This is a genomic window from Nocardia pneumoniae NBRC 100136, from assembly GCF_000308755.1.
GTDB lineage: Bacteria > Actinomycetota > Actinomycetes > Mycobacteriales > Mycobacteriaceae > Nocardia > Nocardia pneumoniae.
The window spans coordinates 101103-126174 of the sequence record NZ_BAGF01000030.1 but is presented as its reverse complement, the minus strand read 5'-3'; the positions used below and the strand labels follow the sequence as shown (position 1 = coordinate 126174).

Here is a 25072-nt window from a genome sequence, read left to right as displayed (position 1 = left end):
CCGACACTGTTGCTGGGGCTGGCGGCCCTCGTAGCGTCGACACATGACAGCGGCCCAACCTCTTCGCTCCCGCCTCTGGGGGCCACGTCCGGCGACGACCCCGGACATCCGCGGCATGACCGGGCGGGAAATCCTGCAGGGAGCGCTCGACGGACGTTTTCCGGACGCCCCGATCATGAGCGCGCTGGGTTTCCGGCTGGTGGAGGTCGGCGATGGGACGGTGCTGTTCGAGGGCGAGCCGGGTGATCAACTGCTCGACCCGATGGCCGGTCTGACCGGCGGCTTGGTGACCCCCTTGCTGGAAGCGGCCCTCGGCGCGGCCGTGCTGACGCGATTGCCCGGCGGGACGCGGTCCACCTCGGTTCAGATCGGCATCCACGTGCACCGATCCGTGCGCGCCGACACCCGGACACTGCGCTGCGAGGGCACCGCGATCCACGTCGGCACCACCACCGCCAGCGCGGAGGCGCGCCTGGTCGGCGTCGAGGACGGCGACCTCTACGCACACGCCACCGCGACGTGCGCGATCCTGCGGATGCTCTGACAGCCCGGGAGCCGCCGACTTCCGCGACCACTCGAATACACCGTGGCGCGGGGCGATTCGCGAAGACGGGCCGACCACCGGATGCTCTCCGGTGACCGACCCGACCGATCATGCGGGCCGAGCGGCTGCCGCGCGCTCGCTCGGCCCGGCGGGGCTTCGCCCGACCGAGCCTCTTACGCGCAGGCCGCCGACTGCTGGCCGAGGTTGGTGAGCATGGTGCAGGCCCATGCCTTCTGGATCTTCCACTTGCCGTTGTCGGCGACGAACGGCACGTCGACGATGTTCTCCTGACCGTTCAGGGTGAACTTGGCCTTGGCGTTCACGCTGTCGCCGAACGAGGTCACGTCGGTGACCTCGATCTTCACGTCGGCGCCGGACGCGGCCTGGGACAGCCGCTCCGGCAGCGTCGGATCGGCTTCGGCGCCTTGCACGTTGTCCAGCTTCTCCGAGGCCGGAACCGTCGGGTCGAGCGCGCGCGAGAGCGCGGTGTTCAGCTCCGCGACGGTCGGGACCGGCGGCAGGTTCGCGCTCTGGGTCGCCGACGCCTTGGCGCTGGTCGACGTCTTGGCGGCGGGCTTGCTGTCCTTGTCGTCGCTGCCGCACGCGGTCATGCCGAGCGCGGCGACGATGGCCAGGCCGGCGATCGCGATGCGTCCAGTCTTACGAAGCTTCAACTGCTCGTCCTTTGCGTTCGAGAGGTCCGTGTCGTGTTCCACCTTGGCAACCGCCACCCGAATCGGCGGCGCTGCACGAGGCCCCAGGCTACCGGCACCGGGCACCGCCGCCCGGATGCACACGGGACTGACGGATGTCGTCGGCAGCGAAAGTACGCGTCCGGCCGGGCGATGTCGAGCCATAGCACGGGTGCGTCAGAGCAGACTGCCCAGCGGGTCGGCGCGGGTCAGCGCGGCGTCGTCGGCCGCGAAGGTGCGCGCGGGACCCGGTCCGGTGGAACGGGTTTCGAAGCGAACGGTCACCACGCCCGACCCCGCGCCCTGCACCCAGCCATGACCGTGATCGGGATGGGTCACATCCATGCCGGGATACCAGACCGGGACCGGCAGGATGCGCTGCGCTGCGCCGTTGTCGGGCGGCACCGGCTCGGGCTCCGGTTCCGCCGCGGCGATCTCGGCGACCGGGCCGCGATCGAGCTCGGGAAACAGCGATTCCTGGCGGACGGTGGACAAACCGCCGTAACCGACCCCGACCAGCCGGATCGGGCCGAGGTCGCGCGGATCCAGCGCCGAGCGCTGCGCGGCGGCGGCGAGGGTGGCCAGGTCCTCGGTCGCGTAGGGCAGGGTGAAGGAGCGGGTGACGATGCTCATATCCGACTTCTTCAGCTTGAGCACCACGGTGCGGGCGGCGCGCCCGTCCCCGATCAGGCGCCGGTGCGCCGCCGCGGCCATGTCCTCGATGGCCGGACGCAGCTGGGCAAGGGTGACGATGTCGGTTTCATAGGTGGTCTCGGCGCTGATCTGCTTGGCTTCGGCGCGCTCGGCGACCGGGCGGTCGTCGATGCCGCGCGCCAGCCGGTGCAGCGCGGCGCCCACGCTGCCGCCGAGGATCGATATCGCCTCCGCTTCCGGCAGGGCCGCGAAGGCGCCGACGGTCTCGATGCCGAGCGTGCGCAACCTGCTCTCCGCGACCGGGCCGATCCCCCACAATTTGCGCACGGGCAGCCCGGCGAGCAGCCGCGGTTGCTCGACCGGTGAGATCACCCGGACCCCATCGGGTTTGGCCAGATTGGAGGCGATCTTGGCCAGCTGCTTGCCGGTGCCCGCGCCCACCGACGCGGTCAGCCCGGTGTGTTCGCGCACCAGCGCGCGCAGTTCTTCGCAGAACGCGTGCACCCGCGCCACCGTCGCTCCGGCCAGCTCGGCGGGCTCGCCGAACGCCTCGTCGAACGACAGCGTCTCCAGCACCGGGATCCGGCCGCGCAGCACGTCGAAGACCTGTCCGCTGACCACCCCGTAGACCGCGCCGCGCGGTGGCACCACCACGGCGGTGACGCCGACCAGCCTGCGCGCCTGATGCATCGGCATCGCCGAGCGCGCGCCGAATACTCGCGCCTCGTAACTGGCTCCGGCCACCACGCCGCGCCCGCCGGTCCCACCGACCAGCACCGGCCGCCCGCGCAGCGTCGGCCGGGTCAGCTGCTCGACCGAGGCGAAGAACGCGTCCATATCAATGTGCAGAACCCAGCGCCGGGCCGTGCTGTCCGCGTCGGCGAGTACGGACGGATGCTCGCTGCTCACCAGCGTTTCGCCATTCGTTGTCCGGACCGAGACCGGACGCGGATCGCGCGCTCGATGATCCCGGCGACGGTCGCCCCTTCGGTACGCACGGCAGCAATGTACGCCCGACCGCCGACATGTCCTCGCATGTGGTGACGCTGCACGCCGAGCAGACGCAGGCTGCGAAGTACGGCGCAGTATGCTGATCGGTCGTTTCGAGCGAAGCGAGACAGAGCATTATCTGTTCGCGGCCCGGCTCGCGTCCGAGTGGCCGCTGCGTCCGCGACGAAGTCGCGGCCGAACCAGCACAGCCGTGAACACGCAGCGCCGCAGGCGCTGCAATTAGATGCAGTATGTGATGATCGGACCCATGAACATCCGCAAGGCCGTCATCCCGGCCGCCGGTATCGGCTCCCGGCTGCTGCCGCTGACCAAGGCGATTCCCAAGGAGATGCTGCCGGTCGGCGACAAGCCGGTGATCGAGCACACGGTCCGCGAGCTGGTCGCCTCGGGCATCACCGACATCACCATCGTGGTCAGCGGCGGAAAATCATTGATCCAGGATCACTTCCGTCCCAACCCGGCGCTGGTCGCCCAGCTGCGGGCGGACGGAAAGACCGCCTTCGCCGACGCGGTCGAGGAGGTCGGCGAGCTGTCCCGGCTCGGCCACATCACCTACCTCGACCAGCACGGCCCCTACGGCAACGGCACCCCCGTGCTCAACGCCGCCCGCAATCTCGGCGACGAGCCGATGCTGGTGCTGTGGCCCGACGACGTGTTCGTGGCCGAGGTGCCCCGCGCCCAGCAGCTCATCGATGCCTACGAGGCCACCGGAGCGCCCGTCCTGGCGCTGATGCCGATGGACCCGGCCGACTCGCAGCGCTACGGCGTGCCGGTGGTGGCCGACGACCACGGCAACGGTCTGCTGCGCATCACCGGGCTGCGGGAGAAGCCGAAGCCGAAGGACGCGCCGTCGTCCTTCGCCGCGATCGGCGGCTACGTGGTCACGCCCGGGATCATCGAGGAGCTGCGCACCCAGACCGAAGCGTGGTACGAGCACCGCACCGGGGAGGTGTATCTCACCGACGCGATCAACGTGCACGCCGCGAACAATCCGGTCTTCGGCCAGGTGATCCGCGGCCGCTGGTACGACACCGGCAATCCGGCCGACTACTTGGTCGCGCAATTCGCCTCGGCGCTCGCGCATCCGCAATACGGACCACTGCTGCGCACCCTCGCGGACGATCTCGACAATTGACGAACGTCCACAGGCCAGCTGATCCCAAGGGCACGCGGGCTTCTCGTCGCCGATCCGCGGCCCAGCGTTTCCCACGCTCGGTGTAGCAGTGCGCTCGCGAGTCGGCCCACCGGCTCGCCATGCCCACCCGCTACGCCGAGCGCGGCGCGGTCAGAAGCGGCGAATGGCATAGATGTCGAACTGACTGAGCGGGGTGAAGCCGACCGGCACACCCGAGCCGTAGGCATTCAACACCTGGCCCATACCCGCGTAGATGCCGACGTGCGAACCGTCCTGGTTCAGCACCACCACGTCGCCGGGCATGAGAATGGCCCGTGGGACCGGGGTGCCCACCTTGGCTTGCTGCCAGGTCGTGCGCGGAAGGCGCACCCCGGCCTGCCGGAACGCCCACTGCACCAGACCCGAGCAGTCCCAGCTGGACGGTCCGGTGCCGCCCCACTCGTAGGGCTTGCCGAGCTGCGTCGTCGCCGCCGCCAGCGCCAAGAGTCCGGTCGCACTGGGCACCGGCAGCGGTATCCCGGCCGAGCCGCTGGCACTGCCGGGGCTGAGGCCCGACACCAACCCGTCTCCATTGCCCAGCTCGATGCCGGAGGCGCTGCCGGTGTCGCACCAGGCGGTGCCCGTGAGCATGAGAGTCGCGATGATCGATAGCGAGAATGCGAGTGCGATACGGCGGAGCGATCTCCTCGGCACGTGCTCGTCCCTTCCCTAGCCCGGGTTGACGGGGCCGCCGTTCGGCGACCCTGGCTAACGCACGGCACCAGCCATCCTCAGCACAGGACACGGCAGGTGACCGTGCCTGGCGCATACGCGCCGGACGCGACACAGTTCAGGTAGGCACATCACAATCGAAACTGCTGCCCCAGGAGTCACCTCCGTACCAGCAGCAACATCGCCGATTGTCTCCCGGGGTTCGGTCAAATGGGAGAAATCAGCAAATTCTCAGCATGTGATCCATATCACTCATTTCAGGCGATTCGGACCTGTGCGAAAGGGGAAATCAAAGCAGTTTGCATGAGCCCCCGGCCAACAGCAGTCGGGGCGGGACCTTCCGGCCCCGCCCCGACCCCCTCGGAATCCGGCGGCTCAGACCTTGGTGACCTTCGCCCGCACGCCGCCGACCAGATCGGCGGCCTCCGGGCCCGCGTCCCCGAAGGTCAGTGTGGTGGCGAGGATCTCGCCCGCGATCAAGTCGCGGTGGGTTTCGGCCCACGCGGCCCGGTCCGCGGGGACCTCCAGGACCACGCTGATGCGGTCGGAGACGTCGAGACCGGAGGACTTCCTGGTCTCCTGGAGGTCGCGGATCAGGTCGCGTGCCCAGCCCTCGGCCTCCAGCTCCTCGGTGACCACGGAATTCAGCACCACCAGGCCCGCGTTGCCGGGCAGCGCGGCGGTGGACTCCGGCTCGGCGGCGACCAGGCGCTGGGTGTATTCCTCGGGCAGCAGCGCGATTCCGGCGGCCTCGACCACGCCGTCGGCGCCCTCGGACCACTGACCGGCCTTGACCGCCTTGATCACCGTCTGCACGTCCTTGCCAAGGCGCGGACCCGCGGCGCGGGCGTTGACCACCAGCTCGAAACGGCCGTGCACGTCCACGTCGGTGGTCAGGTCCACTTTCTTGACGTTGACCTCGTCGGCGATGATGTCGGTGAACGGCGCCAGCCGCTCGGCGTCGGCCGCGGCGATGGTGACCTCGGCCAGCGGCAGCCGCACCCGCAGGTTCTGCGCCTTGCGAAGGCTCAGCACCGTCGAGCACACCACCCGCACCTCGTCCATGGCGGCGACCAGCTCCGGATCATCCGGCAGCTCGCCCTCCTTCGGCCAATCGGCCAGGTGCACCGAATCGCCCCCGGTCAGCCCGCGCCAGATCACCTCGGTGATCAGCGGCAGCAGCGGTGCGGCCAGCCGGGTGACCACCTCGAGCACGGTGTGCAGGGTGTCCACCGCGTCGCGGTCCTCGTTCCAGAACCGCGACCGCGACCGGCGCACATACCAGTTGGTCAGCGCGTCGGCGAACGAGCGCAGCTCCTCGCAGGCGCCCGCGATGTCGTAGACCTCCAGCGTCTCGGTGATGACGTCCCTGGTCTGCGCCAGCTTCGCCAGGATGTAGCGGTCCAGCACGTGCGGCGAGTCCGTCCGCCATGTCCCCGGCTTCGGCGCGTAGAGCTGCAGGAAGGTCCAGGCGTTCCACAGGGGCCGCAACGCGTGGCCGACGCCCTCGCGGATGCCGCGCTCGGTGACGATGAGGTTGCCGCCGCGCAGGATCGGCGAGCTCATCAGGAACCAGCGCATGGCGTCGGACCCGTCCCGGTCGAACACCTCGTTGACGTCCGGGTAGTTGCCCTTGGACTTGCTCATCTTCAGGCCGTCGTCACCGAGCACGATACCGTGCGCCGCAACAGTTTTGAACGCGGGCGAATCGAACAGAGCGGTCGCCAGCACGTGCAGCGTGTAGAACCAGCCGCGGGTCTGCCCGTTGTACTCGACGATGAAGTCGCCAGGGAAGTGGCTGTCGAACCACTCCTTGTTCTCGAACGGGTAGTGCACCTGGGCGTACGGCATGGAGCCGGACTCGAACCAGCAGTCCAGCACTTCCGGCACCCGGCGCATGGTCGACTTGCCGGTCGGATCGTCCGGGTTCGGCCGGGTGAGCTCGTCGATCATCGGACGGTGCAGATCGGCCGGGCGCACGCCGAAGTCACGTTCCAGCTCGTCCAGCGAGCCGTACACGTCCACGCGCGGGTACGCCGGATCGTCGGACACCCACACCGGGATCGGGCTGCCCCAGTAGCGGTTGCGGCTGATGTTCCAGTCCCGCGCGCCCTCCAGCCACTTGCCGAACTGGCCGTCTCTGATGTGCTCGGGCACCCAGGTGATCTGCTTGTTCAGTTCGACCATGCGTTCGCGGAACTTGGTGACCGCGACGAACCAGGACGGCACGGCCATGTAGATCAGCGGTTGCCCGGAGCGCCAGCTGTGCGGGTAGGAGTGCTCGATCGTCTCGTGCCGCAAGAGCTTTCCCGCGGCCTTCAGATCCTTGATGATCACCGGGTTGGCGTCGAACACCATCAGTCCCTCGTACGGCGGGACCATCGAGGTGAACTTGCCGCCGGGATCCAGCGGCTGCACCAGCTCGATGCCGTGCGCGGTCGCGACCTCCATGTCCTCCTCACCGAATGCCGGTGCGAGGTGCACGACGCCGGTTCCGGAGTCGGTGGTGACGTAGTCGGCGTTCAGTACGCGGTGCGCGTTCGGGTGGCCGACGAAGAAGTCGAACGGCGGCTCGTAGCGCAGCCCGGCCAGTGCCGCGCCGAGATGTTCCGACAGCACTTCCGGTTCCTCGCCGAACTCGCGGGCGTAATGCGAGACGCGTTCGGCGGCAAGCAGGTACCGCTTGCCGTCCTTGCCGCGCACGTGCACGTACGTGAACTCGGGATGCACCGCGATCGCCAGGTTCGACGGCAGCGTCCACGGCGTGGTGGTCCAGATCAGCGCGTTGGCCCCGTCGAGGTCGTGCAGCGGGTGCTCGCCCGGCACCCGCAGCGCCATGTCGACGGTGACCGCCGGGTCCTGGCGCATCTTGTACGCGTCGTCGAGGCGGGTCTCCTGATTCGACAGCGGGGTCTGCTCGTACCAGCTGTACGGCAGGACCCGGAAGCCCTGATAGATGAGGCCTTTGTCGTAGAGCGACTTGAATGCCCACATCACCGACTCCATGAAGTCGGTATCCAGGGTCTTGTAGTCGTTGTCGAAGTCGACCCAGCGGGCCTGACGTGTCACGTAATCGCGCCATTCCCCGGTATAGCGCAGTACCGACGATTTGCAGGCGGCGTTGAATTCCGCGAGGCCCATCGCGTCGATCTGTGATTTGTCCGTTATACCGAGCTGCTTTTCGGCTTCGATTTCCGCGGGCAATCCGTGACAGTCCCAGCCGAATCGCCGGTCGACCCGCTTACCGCGCATGGTCTGGAAACGCGGGACGACGTCCTTGACGTATCCGGTGAGCAAATGTCCGTAATGCGGCAGACCGTTGGCAAAGGGCGGGCCGTCATAGAAGACGAACTCCGCTGCGCCGGAACGGTTTTCGATGCTGGTGCGGAAGGTGTCGGCGGCCGCCCACGCGTCGAGCACGCGGCGCTCCATCTCGGGGAACGACGTCCCGTTGCCGACGCCCAGGTCGACGCGCGGGTACGCGCTGTTGCTGGAAGTGTGGTCCGCCATGGCGGATGCGTCTCCTCGTGCCGTGTCCGATTGGCACGGGGACGATGACGGCGCCCGGTGCGCCGCAACCGCGGTACCACCCCGCTTGTCCGGCAAACCGCCGGACCTCTCATTCGCGAGCTGTGACGGGCTCACCCGTTCGGTTCTACTGAGCGCCAGGCCCGAGGGTCGTGCCGCCGTTCTTCCGAAGGCTCCCCGGTGATAGCCGGATCGACGCCGTATTCAGGTTTGATTCTAGCCAGCGCGGTCAACTCAGTTTTGCGAGGCAGGTCAGAGCTCGGCCCGCTTCACCGTTTGGCATGACGACCAGGAGGCGGCGGGGCATCACCATCCGCACTCCGCATGGACAGGGCACTGACCAGCAAAAGCACAGCACCGATGACGCAGACCACGATGCACCCCCACGCCCAGAGCACCGATCCCGTGGTGAGCGCGGCCACGAGCAGGGCGAAACCGATCGCGGCAAGGGCGAGTGTCAAGACGAGCATGATGACCCCCAAGGCATGCCGGGCGGCTCGACCGATCCCCTAGCGGTGAACGGACCGCTGCGCCGGGGCGCGCCGTGCTACTTGCCGCCCTTGGCGAACGAGGCGGGCGCGAGGTTGTTCGCCGTGTTGGCGTCGGCGAACGCTTCGCCGCCGTCGACCGGGACGGCCGAGCCGCGGTTCTCCAGCTCCTCGAGCTGCGACTCCAGGTACGACTTCAACCGCACCCGGTATTCCCGCTCGAACGTCTTGAGCTGCTCGATCCGGCTCTCCAGCACGGTGCGCTGCTGGGTGATGGTCGCCATGATCTCGGTGTGCTTGCGCTCGGCGTCGGCCTGCAACGCGTCGGCCTTCTCCTTGGCCTGGCGCAACTGGTTGTCCGAGCGGGTCTGCGCGTCCGACAGCATCGCGTCCGACTTCTGGCGGGCGTCGGCGATCATGGCCTCCGAGCGCGTCCGCGCGTCGCCGACCAGTCGCTCGGAATTCGCCCTGGCATTCGACAGCAAACTCTCCGCTTCGGCCTTCGCGTCGCTGGTCAGCCGATCCGCCATCTCCTGGGCGAGGCTGAGCACCTTGGCGGCCTGCAAATTCGCGTCGGCGCTGACGTCCTTGGCCATCGGCGCGGCGGGCATCGGCGCAGGCGGCGCGGCCGGGACCGGCGGCTTGATCGGCTCCGGCTGCGGCGGAGGAGCCTGCGGTACCGGCGCTTTCACCGTGCTCGCCACGGCGGGGCCGCGATTCTTCTTGGCGTCGGCCAGTTCCGCGTCGAGTTCGGCGACCCGCTGGCGCAGGTCGGCGTTCTCCTCGATCAGACGCGAGAGCTCCTGCTCCACGAGATCCAGGAACGCGTCGACTTCATCCTCGTTGTAGCCGCGCTTCCCGATCGGCGGTTTGCTGAACGCGACGTTGTGCACATCGGCTGGGGTCAGCGGCATGGAAGGATCCCTTCACGCGTCTTTTGGAGATCTAGCAGATCTAGCAAGCTGTCTACACGGCCCATTCTGTCACACCGGAGCTACCGGTTGCCCGAGCCTGCCCACGATCGACATCAGGATGAACACGATGAAAAGCAGGACCATTATCGACAGATCCAGGCGAATTCCCCCCAGAGACACCGGGGGGATCAACCGCCTCAGGAGTTTCACCGGTGGGTCGGTGATCGTGAAGATCACCTCGAGGATGACGACCACGACACCGGTAGGACGCCAGTCTCGGGCAAAGCTACGGATGAACTCGACGATCACCCGGCTGATCAGCAACAGCCAGAAGATGAACAGTACGAAGTACAGCACCGCGAACAAGGCCACGACTTCACTCTGCCGTAAAAATCGCGTCGCGCAAAATGACCGCGCCCCAGGACGTGCGACCGGTCTGCTCCACCCCCCAGATCACGAGCTTATTTCTGGTTGTAGAAGCCGGTTTCCGCGATCCGTCTACGTTCTTCGGCTGATACGTCGACATCCGCCGGTGAGAGCAGGAACACTTTCGTCGCCACCTTGTCGAACGATCCGCGCAGGGCGAAGGCCAGACCGGCGGCGAAGTCGACCAGCCGCTTGGCGTCGGCGTTGCTCAGATCCACCAAGTCCATGATCACCGGGTTGCCCTCACGGAAGCGTTCGCCGATGATCCGGGCCTCGCTGTAGTCGCGCGGGCGCAGCGTCGTGATCTTGGACAAGGGGCCTCCGTCCTCGAAGATCCCGGGCCGCCGCACCGGGGCGGGCTCGGGACGCACGCGCTCCTCCAGCCTGCGCGCCTCGGCCTCGGGATCGACGGCGAGCGCGCCACGGGTGGCGCCGCGCAGGGTCGGCGCGCTCCCGCCCGCCCGGAACCGGCCGGAGGGGCCGGAGTCGATCCGGGTGGGACGCCGCGGCGCCTCGTAGCGGTCGTCACCGTAGGGCTCGTCGGCGTAGTCGTCGCGCCGCGGCACCGAGTATCCCGGCTTGTACGGCGACTTGTAGGCGGGCTCGGGGTAGTCGACGTCGTCGAAACGGTCTGCGCCGTACCGATCCTCGCCGTAGCGGTCGACATAGCCGTCGCGCTCGGAGTAGTCACGGGGCCGGGGTCGGCGAGCACCACGCTCGTCCACACCCCGGGGGGCGCGATCGTCGACGTAGTCGTCTTCGTAATCCTCGAGCGGAACCATGCCGAAGTACGCCTTGAACTTGTGCAGCGTGCTCATGAGCGCACCTCGCTGCCGCTCGGAGCGCTCATGACCACGCTCGTGGCTGTGTCGATGATTCGCTCGCTGCGCTCACTCACTGCGGACCGCACCTCGCTGCCGCTCGGAGCGCTCATGACCACGCTCGTGGCTGTGTCGATGATTCGCTCGCTGCGCTCACTCACTGCGGACCGCACCTCGCTGTCAGGCGCGCTCATGACCACGATGGTGGCTGCGTCGATTACTCGCTCGCTGCGCTCGCTCATTCTGGTCGACCTTCCTTCGGCCCCGGTGGCGGCCGGGTGTTGAAGTCTTGCTCAGCCCTCGTCAGTTCCCAGCATATGTGTCGAATGTGACTGATGAGGTTTCTTTGCTACGCCGAGGTTATCGGGCGCGCACCCATCAAGGCAGTACCGACACGCACAACCGTCGAACCGTGTTCGATCGCGGATTCCAGATCACCGGACATTCCCGCGGAAAGCTCTCGCGCGTCCGGATGATCGGCGAGCAATCGAGTGTGCAACGTCGCAAGTCGTGCAAATGCCGCATCACACTCAGCCCCCAAGGGCGGAATCGCCATCAGACCCGACAAATACAATCCCGGCGCGGCCGCGACCCGTTCGGCGAGCGCGGCGAGATCACCCTCCGCCACACCGCCGCGCCCGGGGTCGTCATCCAGGCTCACCTGGAGCAACACCCGGACCGGTTCGGTACGCTCCCCCGCCTCCAGCGCCGCCTGCGCACCGGCGTCCAGTGCGGTTGCCAGCCGTTCGCTGTCGACCGAGTGGACGGTGTGCGCCCACCGGGCCACGGCCCGCGCTTTGTTCCGCTGCAGCCGCCCGATCATGTGCCAGTGGATGCCGGTGAGGTCTTGCTCACGCAGTGCCGCCACCTTGGCGGACGCCTCCTGCTCCCTGGACTCCCCGAACTCACGCCGCCCGAGCCGATGCAGGATCGCCACGTCCGAGGCGGGGAAGAACTTCGTCACCGGCAGCAGCCGCACCGCCTCCGGTGCGCGTCCAGCCGCGCGACAGGCCGCGTCGATCCGCGCCAGCAGCCCGCCCAGGTTGGCGGACAGCTCGGCGGTCCTGGCCGCGAGCGGCTCGCCCGCCGCCGCCGTCTCGGCCCCGGCGGCCGCGTCGATGGTTCGCTCCCTCATGCGGTGACCTCCATCCAGATCACCCCCGCGATCCGGCCGGTCGGCGCGCCGCGGCGATGGCTGAACAGCGTGCGGTCCTCGATGGTGCAGCGGGGGTCGACGGCGATCCCGGCGACACCGGCCTCGCGCAGCTGCCTGGCGATGCCCGCACGCAGATCGAGCCCGGGGGTGCCACGGACGGTCGTTGTCGCGCTTCCCGGCAGATGTGCTTCGACGTCGTCGCGCATCGCGGCGGGGACCTCGTACTGGCGGCCGGAGGCAGCGGGCCCGAGAAAGGCGCCGACGCGATCCAGGCGCGCACCGGCCGACACCATGGCCTCCAGCACGCGCGGCACGATGCCGATGCGGGCGCCGACGCGCCCGGCGTGCACCGCGGCGATCACGCCCGCCTCGTCGTCGGACAGCAGAATCGGCACGCAGTCGGCGGACAGCACGACCAGCGCGAGTCCGGGGACGGTGGTCACGAGAGCGTCGGTGGCGGGGACGGGCTCGGCGCGCGGGCCGTCGACGATTTCGACCGAGCGGCCGTGGATCTGCTCCATCCAGACCAGGCGCTCGGGCGGCAGGCCGATTCCCTGCGCCAGCCGATCGCGGTTGCGCCGTACCGCTACGGGATCGTCGCCGACGTGATCGCCGAGATTGAACGAGTCGTAGGGTGGCACCGAGTAGCCACCGGCCCTGGTCGTGGTGACCCGTCGAACGGTCGTAGTCGGCACAACTGTCATGGCGACGAGCCTAACGGCGGTCCGAGAACGGTGACGGAATGCCCAGGTAGAGGCCGAAACGCGGGCGGCGTACCGCTCGGTTGCCGAGCGCGCTGCCGCCGAGGCGCGGCAGCTGTGCCGTTGAAATCGCTTGTCGGTAGCCGTAGTACGGCACGGCGGCACCGCGACGGCGACTCGGTCCCGGCCCGCACCGGAACCGATCCCGCAGGGTCAGCCCCTGCGCATGAACGACGGCACGTCCACGTCGTCGTCATCGTCGTCGTCGCCCTGGGGCGTGACGGACGACCGGGGAGTGGTCGTCCCGGTCGGCTCCGCCACGGTGCGCGGCCGTTCGGTGTCCCGGTAACTCGGCACCGCCCCGCGGCTGGAGGTGCTGGTGCCCGGCGTGCTCGCCGAGCTGTCGGTGCCGCGCGCCGAGATCTCGCCCACGCTTCGATGCCCGATCTCACCTGAGCGTGCCGAACCGATGGTGCCCCGGCTCGCGGCGTCGAAGGTGCGCCGGGCCGGGCCGCCGCCGTCGAAGCCCGCGGCGATCACGGTGACGCGGACCTCGTCGCCGAGCGAGTCGTCGATCACCGTGCCGAAGATGATGTTGGCCTCGATGTGCGCGGCCTCCTGCACCAGCGACGCGGCCTCGTTGATCTCGAACAGACCCAGGTCCGAACCGCCCGCGATGGACAGCAGCACCCCGTGCGCACCGTCCATGGACGCCTCGAGCAGGGGCGAGTTGATCGCCGCCTCGGCCGCCTTCACCGAGCGGCCCTCGCCGCGCGCCGAACCGATGCCCATCAGCGCGCTGCCCGCGCCGGACATCACGCTCTTGACGTCGGCGAAGTCGACATTGATCAGACCGGGGGTGGTGATCAGGTCGGTGATGCCCTGCACACCGTTGAGCAGCACCTCGTCGGCGGAACGGAACGCGTCCATCAGGCTCACCGCCGCGTCGCCGAGCTGCAGCAGCCGGTCGTTCGGAATGACGATCAGCGTGTCGCACGACTCGCGCAACAGGTTGATGCCCACCTCGGCCTGATTGCCGCGCCGCTTGCCCTCGAACGAGAACGGGCGGGTGACCACGCCGATGGTGAGCGCGCCGAGCTTGCGCGCGATCTGCGCGACGACCGGAGCGCCACCGGTGCCGGTGCCGCCGCCCTCGCCCGCGGTCACGAAGACCATGTCGGCGCCCTTGAGCACCTCTTCGATCTCGTCCTTGTGGTCCTCGGCGGCTTTGCGGCCGACCTCGGGGTCGGCACCGGCGCCGAGACCGCGGGTCAGCTCCCGACCGACGTCGAGCTTGACGTCGGCGTCGCTCATCAGCAGCGCTTGGGCGTCGGTGTTGACCGCGATGAACTCGACACCTTTGAGTCCCTGCTCGATCATCCGGTTGACGGCATTCACACCGCCGCCGCCGATACCGACGACCTTGATCACCGCAAGGTAGTTGTGCGGGGGCGTCATGGGCTCTCGCCTTCCTTCGATCTAAAGCCTGTCGTTTCCGGATTCCCGGCACGCCGCCTTTCGACCCGTCCGGGGGTCGGGTCGCTGCAGGGAGCGAACCGCGGCGCGGGCAAACCCTAAAGCTCAACCATAGGGTTAGCGTTATGTCAAGTATCCGACTGGTGCGGAACGCTATTCGCAGCCGCCGCGATACGCGCGCAGGCGCGCCGAAACGAGAGCCAGAATCTTGCGTGATCCCGCTCGTCTCGCCGCTCCACACGTCGTATGGTGAACGGTTGCCCCCCGGCCCCGTCCTCGACGCCGACCGCTGCCGGGCCGTCGAAAATTCCCTGGGCGCAAAGGGTGTGGATCACTTTACCGTGACCAGATTGGGACTCGAAACATCGAACACCGTTCCCGGGCGCGTCAGCAGCGGCAACACCACCGCCGACTTCCGTTCGCCGTCGGCCGTCCCGCCCCACAGAACCGTCCGGCCGTCCTGGAGATTCAGCGAGATATCCGAAATCGACCGTGCCACAACCTCGTCCACCTGAATGGCAAGCGCGGGCGGGACAACGGCCAGAACCGACACCGCCGCGGCGGTCACCGGATCCGCGCCGCCCGGATGATCGGTGATCAACTTCGGCACACCGATCGGCGTGGGTTCGACGGCGAATTCCACGCCCTCCGCGTCGAGCAGATGCGCGCCCTCGGGACTGTCATAGAACAACACCGGGACGCGCTCGACGACCGTAACCCGAACCGTGGACGGGAAAACCCGCTGCACCCGCGCCATGCGCACCTTCGGAATGGTCACCACCCGCCGCGCGATGGCGGTGGTGTCGATGCGCAGTATGGAGCGGCCGGACGGGATTTCGAGTAGATCGCGCACCTGCTGCTCGGGCACCGCTACCGTTCCCTCGATCCGCACGGTACGCACCGACAGCACCGGCGAGTACCACGCGCCTACCCCGACCGCCACGAGGACGCACGCGGTCAGCAAGCCCCACAACCGAATTCGGCGCCAATCCACCGCGGCGAACCGATCACTCGCGCGGCGCCCGGCCTCGCGCGCCGACCCGACCCCGCGCACGCCGGGTCACCGTCCGTGCTGGGGACGCGCCCGAAGTCCGTCGAGAATCTGGCCGCCGAGCATCGTCACGTCACCGGCGCCCATGGTGATCACCACGTCGCCCGGCAGCGCCAAACCCGCGACCTGACGGCCCACCCGGGACATGTCCGGCTGGTAGTGCACCGGTTTCGTGACCGCCTGCGCGACCAGCCCGCCGTTCACGCCGGGCAGCGGCTTCTCCCGCGCGCCGTAGACGTCGAGCACCACGACCTCGTCGGCCAGGCTCAGCGCGGCACCGAAGTCCTCCGCGAAGGTCGCGGTGCGGCTGTAGAGGTGTGGCTGGAAGACCACGATGACCCGCCCCTGCCTGGACCGGGCGCCGTCGCGGGCCTCCTGCTGGACCAGTTCGGCTGCGGCGCCGAGCACGGCCCGTACCTCGGTCGGGTGGTGGGCGTAGTCGTCGAAGACGCGCACGCCGTTCTCCCGTCCGGCGAACTGGAAGCGGCGGTGCACGCCGCCGAAACCCTCCAAACCCTGGATGATCTCGCCGACGTCGGCGCCGGTCGCGCGGGCGGCGAGCAGGGCGCCGAGCGCGTTGAGCGCCATGTGCCTGCCAGGCACGGCGAGTCGCACGGCGCGCGGCGCGGCCTCGTCGGCGAGCTGGAACTGCGCGATTCCGCCGACGTCACGCGGCTCCCAGCTGTGCAGCCGGGCGCCCACCGGGACCGGGGCGTCGGCGAGATCGCCGGATCCGTACCCGAGGACCTGGACGTTCTTCTCCGCCAAACGCGTGCCGACCCGTTCGGCCAATGCCCGCGAGCCCGGGTCGTCCAGGCACACCACGAGCAGGCCGCCCGCGGCGAGCCGGTCGGCGAAATCGTCGAAGACCTGCACGTAGGCCTCGTCGGAGCCGAAGAAGTCCAAGTGGTCGGACTCGATGTTGGTGACCACGGCGATGTCCGGCTCGTACTGCAGCAGCGACCCGTCGCTCTCGTCCGCCTCGGCCACGAAGATGTCGCCGGTGCCGTGGTGGGCATTGGTGCCCGCCTCGTTCAACTCGCCGCCCACCGCGAAGGACGGGTCGACACCGCAGTGCTGCAACGACACGATGAGCATCGAGGTGGTCGAGGTCTTGCCGTGCGTGCCGGAAACGAGCAGGGTGCGATGCCCCTGCATCAGCGAGGCGAGCACCGTGGGGCGCAGCAGCACCGGGATGTCGCGCCGATTGGCCTCGACCAGTTCCGGATTGGTCTTCGGAATGGCCGCGTACGTGGTGACCACCGCGGTCGGGCCGCCGGGCAGCAGGTCGAGCGCGGTCGCGTCGTGCCCGATCCGCACCTGCGCGCCCCGCGCCCGCAGCGCGAGCACACCGCGGCTCTCCTTGGCGTCCGACCCCGACACAGCACCACCGCGGGCGAGCAGAATCCGGGCGATACCCGACATTCCGGCCCCGCCGATGCCGACCATGTGCACGCGCGCCAGCTCCGGCGGCAGAGCCGTCCGTTCGTTCACCGGCGCGCCACCTCCCGCGCGATCCGCGCCACCTCGTCGGCGGCGTCGCGGTGCCCGGCGCCCGCGGCGGCCCGGCCCATCTCGATCAGCCGTGCGGGGTCCATCAGCAGCGGAATCACCTCATCGATCACATACTTCGGCGTCAACTCGGAATCGGGGACAATTCTGCCACCGCCCTGGCCGACCACCGGGCGGGCGTTGAGCTCCTGCTCCCCGTTGCCGTGCGGCAGCGGCACGTAGAACGCGGGCAGTCCCACCGCGGAGACCTCCGCGACGGTCATAGCGCCCGACCGGCAGACCACGGCGTCGGCGGCGGCGTAGGCGAGATCCATCCGGGAGAGGTAGGGCACCGCCACGTAGCGGGCGCCGTCGGCACCGGACGCGGCGGCGTCACCCAGCTCGAGCGTGTTCTTCGGACCGTGCGCGTGCAACACCGAGATCCCCGCGGCGGCAAGCTGCGGCGCGGCCGCGGACATCGCCTCGTTCAGGGTTCGCGCGCCCTGCGAACCGCCGAAGACCAGCAGCACCGGCCCCTCGGCGGGCAGGCCGAAGTGGGCGCGTGCCTCGGCGCGCAGCGCCGCGCGGTCCAGTCCCGTGATCGACTCGCGCACCGGAATGCCGACGACCTGGGCGTTCGGCAAGCCCGAATTCGGAACGGCGGCCAGCACGCGGGCGGCGCGGCGCGCGCCGACCTCGTTCGCGATACCCGCCTTGGCGTTGGCCTCGTGCACCACCACCGGAACCGCGCGCCGACGACGCAGCACGCCAGGACCCGCGGCCAAGTACGCGGGCAGCGCCACGTATCCGCCGAAACCGATGATCACGTCGGCCTCGACGGCGTCGATAACCGCCCTGGTGGCGGCCACCGACGCGCGGACCCGTCCGGGTAACCGCAGCAGATCGGTCGTGGGCTTGCGCGGCAGCGGAACCGGCGGGATCAGCTCGAGCGGATAGCCGCGATCGGGAATCAGGCGGGTCTCCAATCCGCGCTCGGTGCCCAGCGCCGTCACCCGGATCGAATCGTCGAGCCGCCGCAACGCGTCGGCCACCGCCAGTGCCGGTTCGATGTGGCCCGCTGTGCCGCCGCCCGCGACGATTACCGAGATCACCTGGATCTTCCTCGTTCCCTTGCGTGATTGACCGGATAGCTGGGTTCCCATGCCCTGGTGGCGCGCGCCGAACTGGTGCCGCGGCTCTCCGGCGACCGGCGCCGCGGCGGTTCGCTACCGTACCGCCCGCGCCTGCCCGTCGGCAGCGCCGACGGTCCGCGGTCGGCCGGTCTCGGCGCACGGCCGCGCCGCGCCGCGGCCCGTGCCGGTGCGTACACCTCGGGTTTGGGCAACCGCAACAGCCTACTGAAGCGACCGTCCTGTCCGGCGTGCAGCGCCGCCACCGCCTCCGGCTCGTGCCTGGCCGCGTTCGCGATGATGCCGAACATGAACAGCGTGATGGCCAGCGACGATCCACCCGCGGAGACCAGCGGCAGCTGCAGGCCGGTCACCGGGAGCAGGCCGACGACGTACCCGATGTTGATCAGCGCCTGCGAGGTGATCCAGGTCGTCGCGGTGGCGGTGAGCAGCCGCAGGAAAGGGTCCACCGAGCGGGCCGCGATGCGCAGGCCGGTGTAGACGAACAGCGCGAACAGGCCGAGTACCAGCGCGCAGCCCAGATAGCCGAGTTCCTCGCCGATGATCGCGAAGATGAAGTCGTTGTGCGAGTTGGGCAGGTAGCTCCATTTGGCCCGGCTCTGCCCGAGCCCGCGCCCCCAGATGCCGCCGTCGGCCAGCGAGTACAGCGCCTGACGCGCCTGGTAGTTGATGCCCTGCGGGTCGTCGCCGGGGTTGAAGAACGCGCGCATGCGATCGGAGCGATAGCCCGCCGACAGCGCGAGCACCCCGGCGGCGATCACACCGGACAGCGCGATCGTCACGAACAGGCGCACCGGCAGGCCGCCGAACCACAGCAGCGCCGCGAGCACCACACCCAGCGCGATCGTGGTGGACAGGTTCGGTTGCAGCACGACGAGCAGGCACACCAGCAGACCCGCGGGCACCAGCGGAACCAGGACGTCCTTCAAGCTCGCACGCTCGGCTCTGCGTGAGGCCAGCAGGTGCGCGCCCCACACCACCAGCGTCACCTTCACGATCTCCGACGGCTGCACCGAGACCGGTCCGAGCACCAGCCAGCGGCGCGCGCCCTGCACCTGTGAGCCGATGCCGGGAATGAGCACCAGCAGCAGCGCGAGCACCGAGAGCGCGAACAGCGGGAACGACCACTGCCGCAGCCTGCGCAGGGGAATGCGCAGCGCCAGATAGAACAGCACCGTACCGATCACGGCGAACATGGCCTGCTGGATGAACAGCGAGTAGGCCGATCCGCCGTCGGCGTACGCCTCGACGCTGGAGGCCGACAGCACCATCACCAGCCCGAGCACGGTGAGCAGGGTGGCGATGGTGACCACCAGATGGAACGACGCGAGCGGCCGCGCCAGCCAGGCCCAGAATTTAGGGACCGACTCGCGCTTGCGCCGCGCCGCTTCCGTCATAGCCGCCGTCCGATGTCACCGTCTTCCAGGGCGTGCACCGCCGCGGCGAAGCTGCGGCCCCGGTGCGTGTAATCGGCGAACATGTCCAGCGACGCGGCGGCGGGAGCCAGCAGCACGGTGTCGCCGGGACGGGCGAATCCGGCCGCCGCGCGCACGGCGCGCGCCATCACCGCGTCGGCCGCGGCGTGCCGCGACGCTTCGTCACCCATCCCTGCATCGTCTCCCGAGACCAGCTCGACGACCGGGACCTCGGGCGCGTGTCGCGCCAGCGCGGTCGCGATCACCGGCGCGTCGGCGCCGATCAGCACGGCCGCGACCAAGCGGTCGGCGACCTCCTCGATCAGGTCCTCGACGTGCGCGCCCTTGAGCTGGCCACCGGCGACCCAGATCACCTGCGGATGCGCGAGGATCGACGAGCGCGCGGCGTGCGGGTTGGTGGCCTTGGAGTCATCGATGAACTCCACCCCGGCCAGCTCGCGCACGAACGCGGCGCGGTGCGGGCCGACCTTGTGCTCGATCAACCCCTCCCGGACGAACTGCGGCGCGACGTCGATCGCCCTGGTCAGCGCCGAGGCGGCGAGCGCGTCGGCCACGCCTGCGGGGCCGGGCGGGCTGATGTCGGCGACCTCGGCCAGGATCGCCGCCTTGGTGAACGCCCGGTCGAGCAGTTTGCCGTCGACCACGCCGAGTTCGCCGTCGGCGGGCACCCCCACCCGGAAGCCCACGGTCCGGCGGGCCTTGGACTTGCGGGCGAGCGAAGCCGCGACAGGATCGTCCAAGCCGACCACGCCGACCCGGCCGACCAGCGCGCGCGCCTTCGCCGCGGCGTAGGCGTCCAAGCCGCCGTGCCAATCCAGGTGATCCTCGGCCACGTTGAGCACCACGCCCGCCTCCGGCCGCACGGACGGCGCCCAGTGCAGCTGGAACGACGAGAGCTCGACCGCGAGCACCTGCGGCCCGGGATTGCGCCGCAACGCGTCCAGGATCGGGAGGCCGATGTTGCCGCAGGCGACGCTGGCGACACCCGCGGCGCGCAGGATCGAGTGGGTCATCTGCGTGGTCGTGGTCTTGCCGTTGGTGCCGGTGATGACCAGCCATTTGCGGACCGGGCCGTAGATCCTGGCCTGATCGACCCACCAGGCGAACTCGACGTCACCCCACACCGGGGTGCCCTCGGCCACCGCGGAGGCCAGCACCGGCGAGTCCGGCCGCCAGCCGGGGCTGGTGATCACCAGCGCGAACCGGCTCCAGTCCGCGGACTCCAGCTCCGTGCAGGTGGCCACGTCCAGGCCGAGCCCGGCGGCCTCGGCCAGCGCGGCCGCGCCGCCGTCGGTGACCACCGGACGCGCGCCGATGTCGCGCAGCGGCTCGACCAGCGAGCGCCCGGACACGCCCCAGCCCGCGACCAGGACGTCCCGGCCGCGCAGGAATTCGAGCATGGGCCCTGGTGAACGCAGGGCCCGCGGAGAATGTTCGACCATCTCGTTCACCCGACCGCGGAGAGGTATTCGCTGTAGAACAGCCCGAGCCCGACGGCGGAGGCCATCGCGGCCAGCAGCCAGAATCTGATGATCACCGTGGTCTCGGCCCATTTGCTGAGCTCGAAGTGATGGTGGAACGGCGCCATCTTGAACAGCCGGTTGCGGGTCGTGCGGAAGACCGCGACCTGCAGCACCACCGACGCCGTCTCGGCGACGAACAGCGCGCCGATGACGATCATCAGCAGCTCGGTCCTGGTGGTGATGGACAGTCCGGCGAGCAGGCCGCCGAGCGCGAGCGAACCGGTGTCACCCATGAAGATCTTGGCCGGGGCCGCGTTCCACCAGAGGAACCCGACGCAGGCCGCGGCGCCCGCGGCGCAGACCAGAGCCAGATCCAGCGGATCGCGCACGTTGTAGCAACCGGTCTCCGGCTTGGTCTCGCAGGCGTGGTAGTACTGCCAGAAGGTGATGATCACGTACCCGCCGAGCACGAGGCTCATCGATCCAGCGGCCAGCCCGTCCAAACCGTCGGTGAGGTTCACCGCGTTGGACCAGGCGACCACCACGAAGCACACGAACACCAGGAAGACGACCACGCCCATGGTCACCGTGCTGATGTCGCGCACGTAGGACAGGTGCCTGCTGGCCGGTGTGAGCCCGCTGCCGCCCTTGAACTGCAACGCGAGCACGCCGAAGAGCACGGCCGCCGACAGCTGGCCGAGGTACTTGCCCGCCGCGGTCAGGCCCAGGTTGCGTTGCTTGCGGATCTTGATGAAGTCGTCGATGAAGCCCACCGCGCCGAGCGCCGTGGCCAGCCCGAGCACCAGCATCGCCGACGCCGAGGGTCCATCGGCGTTGTAGCCGATGCCGATCAGATGCGAGCCCAGGTACCCGGCCCACATGCCGACCAGGATCGCGACGCCGCCCATGGTGGGGGTGCCGCGCTTGGCTTGGTGACTGGCGGGGCCGTCGACCCGGATCTCCTGTCCGAAACCCTGCTTGGCGAACAAACGGATCAACAGCGGGGTGAGCAGGATCGAGACCGTCAGCGCGATCGCCGCGGCGAAGAGAATCTGTCTCATCCTGCTGCCTCCGTGTCCTGTCCCACCCCGCCGTTCGCCGGGAGGCCGCGGCGTGCGGCCACGGCGCCCGGGTCGGTCAGATGCTCGGCGACCTCCCACAGGCCCACCGACTTCGATGCCTTGACCAGCACCACGTCACCCGCCGCGAGTTCCTCGTCGAGCAGGGCGATCGCCGCCTCGATGTCCGGTACCAGCACCGATTCCTCGCCCCACGACCCTTCCATCACGGCTCCCTGATGCAGCGCGCGGGCGGGCCGCCCGGTTCCGACGACGACTACGCGGCTGACGTCCAACCGCACCGCGAGGCGGCCGATGGCGTCGTGTTCGATGACCGATTCCTCGCCGAGCTCGGCCATCTCGCCGAGCACCGCCCAGCTGCGCCGCGGCGCCTCGCCCGCCCGGGCCATGCTCACCAACGCTTTGAGCGCGGCACGGACCGAATCCGGGTTGGCGTTGTAGGAGTCGTTGACGACGGTGATCCCGTCGGCGGTGGTTCGCACGTCCATCCGGCGGGCCGAAGCCGCGCGCGCGCCGGACAGCGCCGCCACCGCGGTATCCAGATCCGCGCCGCATTCCAGCGCGACCGCGATCGCCGACAGCGCGTTGCCGACCTGGTGCTCGCCGTGGACGGCCAGTCGCACCGGGGCGCTGCCCGCGGGCGTGTGCACGGTGAACGCGGCGCGGGCCTGATCGTCGAGGCGGATGTCGGTGGCGCGGATGTCGGCGGCGCCGGCCTGCCCGACCGTCACCACCCGCGCGGACGTGCGCGCCGCCATGGCGGCGACCTGGAGGTCGTCGGCATTGAGCACGGCCAGCCCGGTCGGCGGCAGCGCCTCGACCAGCTCGCCTTTGGTCTTCGCGATGGCCTCGCGGCTGCCGAACTCGCCGAGATGCGCGGTGCCGACGTTGAGCACCACGCCGATGCTCGGTGGCGCGACCTCGGCCAGTGCGGCGATATGCCCCGGACCGCGCGCGGACAGCTCGAGCACGAGGAAACGGGTGGTCGCGTCGGCGCGCAGCGCGGTCCACGGGTGACCGAGTTCGTTGTTGAACGAACCCGGCGGCGCCACCACCGGGCCCAGCGGAGCGAGCACGGCGGCCAGCAGATCCTTGGTCGAGGTCTTGCCGGACGAGCCGGTGACGCCGACGACGGTCAGCCCGCCGTCGACCAGGCGCGACACGCTCGCCCGCGCCAGCGCCGCGAGCGCGGTGAGCACGGCGGCGCCGGAGCCGTCCGAATCATGGCTCAAGGCAACCGAATTCGACGGCAGGGCAGCGCGGTCGGGCGTGACCACGATGGCGGGCACGCCTACCGGCCGCGCCGCCAGCACCGCCACCGCGCCCGCGGCGACGGCCGCACCGGCGTAGTCGTGCCCGTCCGCGCGCTCGCCCGGCAGCGCCAGGAACAGGTCGCCGGAACCGATTCGGCGCGAATCGAATTCGACCGCGCCGGTCACTCGCACCTCCGGGTCTGCGACGTCGTGCAGCGTACCGCCCACGACGTCCGCGATCTCCCGCAGTGTCATCTCGATCATGAAACCGTCAAGTCCTCCGCGTGGTTTCCTTGCGGACTGCGTCTTTCCAATGCGGCCGCGAGAACGTCGCGGTCGTCGAACGGATGCTTCACGCCCTGGATCTCCTGCCCTGCCTCATGTCCCTTGCCCGCGATCAGCACGGCGTCACCGGGGCGCGCCCAGTCCACCGCGGCCTCGATCGCCGCCGCCCGATCACCGATCTCGCGCACTTCGCCGCGCTCGGCCTCGGGCACCTCGAGCGCGCCCGAGCGCATGGCGGCGCGGATCGCCGCCGGGTCCTCGGTACGCGGATTGTCGTCGGTGATGATCAGCAGGTCGGCCCCCCGTGCGCCCGCCGCGCCCATCAGCGGCCGCTTGGCCGCGTCGCGGTCGCCGCCCGCGCCGACGACCACCGCGAGCCGTCCCCCGGTGTCCGCCGCGAGATGCCCACGCAGCGTGGCGATCACGGATTCCAGCGCGGCCGGCTTGTGCGCGTAGTCGACGATCGCCAGGAAGTCCTGTCCGCGTTCCACCCGCTGCATTCGGCCGGGCACGTCCACGGTGGCCAGCGCGGGCGCGGCGACCGACGGCTCGACCCCCGCGGCCGCGCACACGGCGACGGCGAGCAAGCCGTTGGCGATGTTGTAGTGGCCGGGAAGTCGCAGGCGCACAGCGACATCCCCGTGCGGACCGGAAGCGATGAAGTCCTGCTCGCCGCCGTGCGCCGAGACCGCGCCGGAGACGCTCCACGCGGCCGAGCGGGCGGTCGACACGGTGACCGGGCGCACGAGCCCGGCGGCCAGCCGCCGTCCCCACTCGTCGTCCACGCAGATCACGGCGGTGCGCGCCGCGACAGGCGAATCCGGCTCGAACAGTTTGCGTTTCGCGGCGAAGTAGTCCTCGAAGTCGGCGTGGAAATCCAGATGGTCCTGGGACAAATTGGTGAACGCGCCGACCGCGAACCGCACCCCGTCCACCCGGCCCAGCGCCAGCGCGTGGCTGGAGACCTCCATCACCACCGCGTCCACGCCTTGCTCGACCATGAGCGCGAACATCGCGTGCAACTGCGGCGCCTCGGGCGTGGTGAGCGCGCTCGGCACCCGCCTGCCGCCGATCCTGGTCTCGATGGTGCCGATCAGCGCGGTGGACAGTCCCGCGGCGGCCAGTCCCGCCTCGACCAGATAGGAGGTCGTCGTCTTGCCGGAGGTTCCGGTGATCCCGACGATGCGCAGCCGCTCGGACGGATTGCCGTAGATCGCCGCGGACAATTCGCCGAGTACCGCCCTCGGGTCCTCCCGGATCAAGACCGGCACCTCGAGGGACCCGGCCAGGTCCGCACCCGCCGCGTCGGTCAGCACCGCGACCGCGCCGCGCGCTACGGCGTCCCGCGCGAAACGCGCGCCGTGCGAGCGGGCGCCGGGCAGCGCGGCGAACAGATCGCCGGGCAGCACGGCATCCGAACGCTGCTCGATGCCGGTGACCGAGACGCCGCGCGCGGCCGTCGCGGGGCTCGTCGCCGCACCGATGGCGGCGGCCAGCGACGCCAGCGGCGTCGACGGCGAATGCTCTGGCCGCAATGCGCGCGGTTGACCGGACTGCACAGAAACCAGGCTCCTTTCGAGGGCATCGATCGACGTGTCAGGTTACC

22 protein-coding genes are annotated in these 25072 nt (G+C 69.7%); 3 read left to right on the top strand and 19 right to left on the bottom strand.

Translation table 11 applies throughout. The features are described from left to right. The first annotated feature begins 43 nt into the window (after positions 1-43). Positions 44-544, top strand: a complete 501-nt coding sequence (locus ON34_RS09360) for a PaaI family thioesterase (protein WP_040776915.1) — start codon at positions 44-46, stop codon at positions 542-544. A gap of 173 nt (positions 545-717) precedes the next feature. On the opposite strand, the gene ON34_RS09355 is transcribed toward ON34_RS09360, so the two are convergent. Together ON34_RS09355 and ON34_RS09350 are read right to left on the bottom strand one after the other, a co-directional pair. Continuing rightward, complete coding sequence (locus tag ON34_RS09355; protein ID WP_040777043.1) at positions 718-1218, bottom strand: WKL family lipoprotein; 501 nt, start codon at positions 1216-1218, stop codon at positions 718-720. Between the two features lie 195 nt (positions 1219-1413). Then, complete coding sequence (locus ON34_RS09350) at positions 1414-2799, bottom strand: DNA polymerase IV (protein ID WP_040776912.1); 1386 nt, start codon at positions 2797-2799, stop codon at positions 1414-1416. A 349-nt stretch (positions 2800-3148) separates the two neighbouring features. Between ON34_RS09350 and ON34_RS09345 the strand changes: the two genes are divergently transcribed. Next, positions 3149-4036, top strand: coding sequence for a UTP--glucose-1-phosphate uridylyltransferase (locus tag ON34_RS09345; protein WP_085997044.1), 888 nt, complete (start codon positions 3149-3151; stop codon positions 4034-4036). Between the two features lie 150 nt (positions 4037-4186). On the opposite strand, the gene ON34_RS09340 is transcribed toward ON34_RS09345, so the two are convergent. The 6 genes from ON34_RS09340 to ON34_RS09315 all read right to left on the bottom strand — a co-directional run bounded on the left by ON34_RS09340 (position 4187) and on the right by ON34_RS09315 (position 10921). Further along, positions 4187-4666 (bottom strand): C40 family peptidase, encoded by a 480-nt coding sequence (locus ON34_RS09340; protein WP_051022304.1) that lies wholly within the window; start codon positions 4664-4666, stop codon positions 4187-4189. A 456-nt stretch (positions 4667-5122) separates the two neighbouring features. Then, a complete protein-coding gene (gene ileS / locus ON34_RS09335) occupies positions 5123-8257 on the bottom strand; it encodes an isoleucine--tRNA ligase (RefSeq protein ID WP_040776907.1) in 3135 nt (1044 codons plus the stop codon). A gap of 287 nt (positions 8258-8544) precedes the next feature. Next, positions 8545-8745 carry a hypothetical protein gene (locus tag ON34_RS09330; RefSeq protein ID WP_040777039.1) on the bottom strand — a complete coding sequence of 67 codons (201 nt, stop codon included), beginning with the start codon at positions 8743-8745 and terminating at the stop codon, positions 8545-8547. Between the two features lie 77 nt (positions 8746-8822). Further along, a complete protein-coding gene (wag31, locus tag ON34_RS09325; protein WP_040776904.1) occupies positions 8823-9677 on the bottom strand; it encodes a DivIVA-like cell division protein Wag31 in 855 nt (284 codons plus the stop codon). 69 nt (positions 9678-9746) lie between these two features. After that, positions 9747-10049 carry a YggT family protein gene (locus tag ON34_RS09320; RefSeq protein ID WP_040733487.1) on the bottom strand — a complete coding sequence of 101 codons (303 nt, stop codon included), beginning with the start codon at positions 10047-10049 and terminating at the stop codon, positions 9747-9749. 89 nt (positions 10050-10138) lie between these two features. Beyond that, entirely contained in the window at positions 10139-10921 is a 783-nt protein-coding gene (locus ON34_RS09315; RefSeq protein WP_040776900.1) for a cell division protein SepF, read from the bottom strand. 114 nt (positions 10922-11035) lie between these two features. On the opposite strand from ON34_RS09315, the gene ON34_RS36740 reads away from it, so the two are divergent. Continuing rightward, positions 11036-11209, top strand: coding sequence for a hypothetical protein (locus tag ON34_RS36740; RefSeq protein ID WP_169333853.1), 174 nt, complete (start codon positions 11036-11038; stop codon positions 11207-11209). A 64-nt stretch (positions 11210-11273) separates the two neighbouring features. Here ON34_RS36740 and ON34_RS09305 read toward each other — a convergent pair whose 3' ends face one another. From ON34_RS09305 to ON34_RS09255, 11 genes are all read right to left on the bottom strand, one after another. After that, positions 11274-12059 (bottom strand): YggS family pyridoxal phosphate-dependent enzyme, encoded by a 786-nt coding sequence (locus tag ON34_RS09305; protein ID WP_040776896.1) that lies wholly within the window; start codon positions 12057-12059, stop codon positions 11274-11276. After that, the gene (gene pgeF / locus ON34_RS09300) at positions 12056-12784 is read right to left on the bottom strand and encodes a peptidoglycan editing factor PgeF (protein ID WP_040776894.1); all 729 of its coding nucleotides are present in this window, start codon (positions 12782-12784) and stop codon (positions 12056-12058) included. Before pgeF ends, ON34_RS09305 begins: the two co-directional genes overlap by 4 nt. Before the next feature lie 210 nt (positions 12785-12994). Continuing rightward, positions 12995-14239 carry a cell division protein FtsZ gene (gene ftsZ, locus ON34_RS09295; protein WP_040776891.1) on the bottom strand — a complete coding sequence of 415 codons (1245 nt, stop codon included), beginning with the start codon at positions 14237-14239 and terminating at the stop codon, positions 12995-12997. A 349-nt stretch (positions 14240-14588) separates the two neighbouring features. Next, positions 14589-15311, bottom strand: coding sequence for a cell division protein FtsQ/DivIB (locus ON34_RS09290; RefSeq protein ID WP_373291891.1), 723 nt, complete (start codon positions 15309-15311; stop codon positions 14589-14591). 6 nt (positions 15312-15317) lie between these two features. Next, positions 15318-16757 (bottom strand): UDP-N-acetylmuramate--L-alanine ligase, encoded by a 1440-nt coding sequence (gene murC / locus ON34_RS09285; protein WP_245547955.1) that lies wholly within the window; start codon positions 16755-16757, stop codon positions 15318-15320. Positions 16758-16798: 41 nt separating this feature from the next. Continuing rightward, positions 16799-17962, bottom strand: a complete 1164-nt coding sequence (murG, locus tag ON34_RS09280; RefSeq protein WP_051022303.1) for an undecaprenyldiphospho-muramoylpentapeptide beta-N-acetylglucosaminyltransferase — start codon at positions 17960-17962, stop codon at positions 16799-16801. Then, the gene (ftsW, locus tag ON34_RS09275) at positions 17908-19347 is read right to left on the bottom strand and encodes a putative lipid II flippase FtsW (protein WP_040776885.1); all 1440 of its coding nucleotides are present in this window, start codon (positions 19345-19347) and stop codon (positions 17908-17910) included. Before ftsW ends, murG begins: the two co-directional genes overlap by 55 nt. Continuing rightward, a complete protein-coding gene (gene murD, locus ON34_RS09270) occupies positions 19344-20786 on the bottom strand; it encodes a UDP-N-acetylmuramoyl-L-alanine--D-glutamate ligase (RefSeq protein ID WP_040776882.1) in 1443 nt (480 codons plus the stop codon). Before murD ends, ftsW begins: the two co-directional genes overlap by 4 nt. Before the next feature lie 47 nt (positions 20787-20833). Next, a complete protein-coding gene (gene mraY / locus ON34_RS09265; RefSeq protein ID WP_040776879.1) occupies positions 20834-21910 on the bottom strand; it encodes a phospho-N-acetylmuramoyl-pentapeptide-transferase in 1077 nt (358 codons plus the stop codon). Next, positions 21907-23445: a UDP-N-acetylmuramoyl-tripeptide--D-alanyl-D-alanine ligase gene (locus ON34_RS09260; protein WP_051022302.1), complete on the bottom strand. Its 1539-nt coding sequence runs from the start codon at positions 23443-23445 to the stop codon at positions 21907-21909. The genes mraY and ON34_RS09260 overlap by 4 nt, the downstream gene beginning before the upstream one ends. After that, the gene (locus ON34_RS09255) at positions 23442-25025 is read right to left on the bottom strand and encodes a UDP-N-acetylmuramoyl-L-alanyl-D-glutamate--2,6-diaminopimelate ligase (RefSeq protein ID WP_083889254.1); all 1584 of its coding nucleotides are present in this window, start codon (positions 25023-25025) and stop codon (positions 23442-23444) included. The genes ON34_RS09260 and ON34_RS09255 overlap by 4 nt, the downstream gene beginning before the upstream one ends. Between the last annotated feature and the right edge of the window lie 47 nt (positions 25026-25072).

Excerpts from the sequence above, each read along its gene's own strand:
- murD (WP_040776882.1), bottom strand. The coding sequence starts at position 20,786 with ATGCTCGAATTCCTGCGCGGCCGGGACGTCCTGGTCGCGGGCTGGGGC.
- ON34_RS09340 (WP_051022304.1), bottom strand. The coding sequence starts at position 4,666 with ATGCTCACGGGCACCGCCTGGTGCGACACCGGCAGCGCCTCCGGCATC.
- murC (WP_245547955.1), bottom strand. The coding sequence starts at position 16,757 with ATGGTCGGCATCGGCGGGGCCGGAATGTCGGGTATCGCCCGGATTCTG.
- mraY (WP_040776879.1), bottom strand. The coding sequence starts at position 21,910 with ATGAGACAGATTCTCTTCGCCGCGGCGATCGCGCTGACGGTCTCGATC.
- pgeF (WP_040776894.1), bottom strand. The coding sequence starts at position 12,784 with ATGACAGTTGTGCCGACTACGACCGTTCGACGGGTCACCACGACCAGG.
- murG (WP_051022303.1), bottom strand. The coding sequence starts at position 17,962 with ATGGGAACCCAGCTATCCGGTCAATCACGCAAGGGAACGAGGAAGATC.
- ON34_RS09260 (WP_051022302.1), bottom strand. The coding sequence starts at position 23,445 with ATGATCGAGATGACACTGCGGGAGATCGCGGACGTCGTGGGCGGTACG.
- ftsZ (WP_040776891.1), bottom strand. The coding sequence starts at position 14,239 with ATGACGCCCCCGCACAACTACCTTGCGGTGATCAAGGTCGTCGGTATC.
- ON34_RS09360 (WP_040776915.1), top strand. The coding sequence starts at position 44 with ATGACAGCGGCCCAACCTCTTCGCTCCCGCCTCTGGGGGCCACGTCCG.
- ileS (WP_040776907.1), bottom strand. The coding sequence starts at position 8,257 with ATGGCGGACCACACTTCCAGCAACAGCGCGTACCCGCGCGTCGACCTG.
- ON34_RS09305 (WP_040776896.1), bottom strand. The coding sequence starts at position 12,059 with ATGAGGGAGCGAACCATCGACGCGGCCGCCGGGGCCGAGACGGCGGCG.
- ON34_RS36740 (WP_169333853.1), top strand. The coding sequence starts at position 11,036 with ATGACCACGCTCGTGGCTGTGTCGATGATTCGCTCGCTGCGCTCACTC.
- wag31 (WP_040776904.1), bottom strand. The coding sequence starts at position 9,677 with ATGCCGCTGACCCCAGCCGATGTGCACAACGTCGCGTTCAGCAAACCG.
- ftsW (WP_040776885.1), bottom strand. The coding sequence starts at position 19,347 with ATGACGGAAGCGGCGCGGCGCAAGCGCGAGTCGGTCCCTAAATTCTGG.
- ON34_RS09330 (WP_040777039.1), bottom strand. The coding sequence starts at position 8,745 with ATGCTCGTCTTGACACTCGCCCTTGCCGCGATCGGTTTCGCCCTGCTC.
- ON34_RS09315 (WP_040776900.1), bottom strand. The coding sequence starts at position 10,921 with ATGAGCACGCTGCACAAGTTCAAGGCGTACTTCGGCATGGTTCCGCTC.
- ON34_RS09345 (WP_085997044.1), top strand. The coding sequence starts at position 3,149 with ATGAACATCCGCAAGGCCGTCATCCCGGCCGCCGGTATCGGCTCCCGG.